We start from the raw sequence: 1,772 nt of genomic DNA, 5'->3' as shown, positions 1-1,772 counted from the left end.
GACTCGGCACCGACCGAATCAACTGGAACGGAGGTCGCCTGAAACAAGCCGATCCACAGGTATTGACAATTCCTCCCTTTCGGGGCTCCAACAGTTCCAATTCGGTGACCTTCGGATTGAACTGCCGACCACATCCGTTCTGGTCGAGACGGAGAGCGCCGGCGGTGTCGGCAACTTGGTCAAGTACTGGCCTCTGTTGCGTACCGGCGGCCGAGAAAGGCGACTCGTCCTCATCCATCTGTACATGCTTGCGAGCGACGGCGACTACATCGCCCATCGAAAGCTGTGGTCTTTTCTCGTGGACCGAATGGATACCGACCTGCGTTCAGTCGGGGTGCATCGACCCGACGATTGGGATGCTCACCTGTTCACCTATCGCAAGGGCAGCCCACCGGACGACGTAGTGGCGTTTCTGCGCGCCACAGTTGCAGGTGAGCCGGGCTAGCCAGTTCGCCCATCCAGTTCCGGCATTTCTCGCCGAAGGCGCCGATCCGCCTACGCGTGGAAGCGGAGTTCAACTTCGTAGTGGCGCCGAGGGCCATCCGGACCCCCGTGAACGGCGCTAACTGCGGTTGGCTGTCACGGCCTCATGAATCAGTGCCTTGAACGCATCCGCGTCCAGTTGGTCGCCTTCGCGCAGATCAATGGCGCGCCGGACTCCAGCATCGAGACTCGCGTTGAACAAACCACTCGGGTCCTTCAAGGACGCGCCTTTGGCGAAGGTCATCTTGACCTTGTCCCTGTACGTCTCCACTGTGCAGATCAGTCCATCCAGTGAAAACGTCGGCACGCCATCAGGATTCGATGGCTTGCGCCACTTGAACTCCTCGACGACGTCGGGCTCGGCTTGTTTGACCAATGCCCGAATTTCGTCGACCCGATCGACGCGCCAATCCCCACTCACAGCCGCCAATGTACTAGGCAGATATGGATGAACACGGGCGTGGGTGCTGACGTTGACGGAGGCGTGACGCGACCTACTCGATGTGATGCTGCGGTTGGCCAAGTGGTAGCGGTGGAATCTGGTCTGCCGCGGGAACCATGAAGCAGTTCTGCACTGGCGGGATGTAGCCTCCAGCTCCGGTGTACTGCGAGTGAGCGAACATGCACCGCTTCCACGAACCGTCCTCGCGGATGGGACCGTCGCAGTAGTTGGCGAACACCTGGGTTTCACACCCGGCCATGGGGTCGCCGGGCACCGCATTCGCGGCAGGGATTACAACCAGAGCTATTGCCGGGGCGGCAATAGCTGATGCCGCCAGCGCTGCTGCGATCCTCACAGTGGTTTCCTTCCGGCGGGCAATCTTGGTCTATCCGATTGCCGGACAAGTAGCTAGCGGAGCACCGATCGGTCTGGCGCGCCTGGGCATTTGCTGTGAATCAGCACCGTACTATCTCGTCCATGAAACCGGGCACTATCGCAGCATTCGTGGCAATCCTGTCTGCGTGTTCTGCATGCGGCGATAGCTCACCCAGCAAGCAGGATGCCAGCGCCGCGAGTTCCACCGCCAACAACGGTAGTCCGGAAAAGTATCTCGACACGCTGGCCAGCCATGGAATCAAGCTGCGCTCGTCTGCATCCGAGACCGGCTACCGCGACGACGCCGCAACCATCACGTACGGACAAAGTTTGTGTGACCTCGGTCGTCGCAAAGGGCCTGGATACGACCCAGCGCCCGTGATGCAGCTTGACGACTGTCGTCGGTCACGTAATTCCCCAGGGGTTGCTGTCACGTAATTCCCCAGGTGTGGGCCTCGTGTTGGTCTTACCG

General features: G+C 60.3%; 3 protein-coding genes. 1 reads left to right on the top strand and 2 read right to left on the bottom strand.

Translation table 11 applies throughout. The annotated features are described in order from the left end of the window. On the top strand, positions 1-445 hold a 445-nt coding region (locus ACJH6I_RS31730), incomplete at its 5' end, for a hypothetical protein (RefSeq protein WP_406785189.1). Between the two features lie 117 nt (positions 446-562). On the opposite strand, the gene ACJH6I_RS31725 is transcribed toward ACJH6I_RS31730, so the two are convergent. Together ACJH6I_RS31725 and ACJH6I_RS31720 are read right to left on the bottom strand one after the other, a co-directional pair. Then, positions 563-904 (bottom strand): DUF1801 domain-containing protein, encoded by a 342-nt coding sequence (locus ACJH6I_RS31725; RefSeq protein WP_406785188.1) that lies wholly within the window; start codon positions 902-904, stop codon positions 563-565. Positions 905-977: 73 nt separating this feature from the next. Further along, on the bottom strand, positions 978-1,280 hold the full coding sequence (locus ACJH6I_RS31720; protein ID WP_406785187.1) for a hypothetical protein: 303 nt from the start codon (positions 1,278-1,280) through the stop codon (positions 978-980). Positions 1,281-1,772: the final 492 nt, after the last annotated feature.

The organism is Mycobacterium sp. SMC-13 (genome assembly GCF_045311035.1).
Taxonomy (GTDB): Bacteria; Actinomycetota; Actinomycetes; order Mycobacteriales; family Mycobacteriaceae; genus Mycobacterium.
Note: the sequence above shows the minus strand (reverse complement) of the source record. Positions and strands in the feature narration are given on the sequence as shown.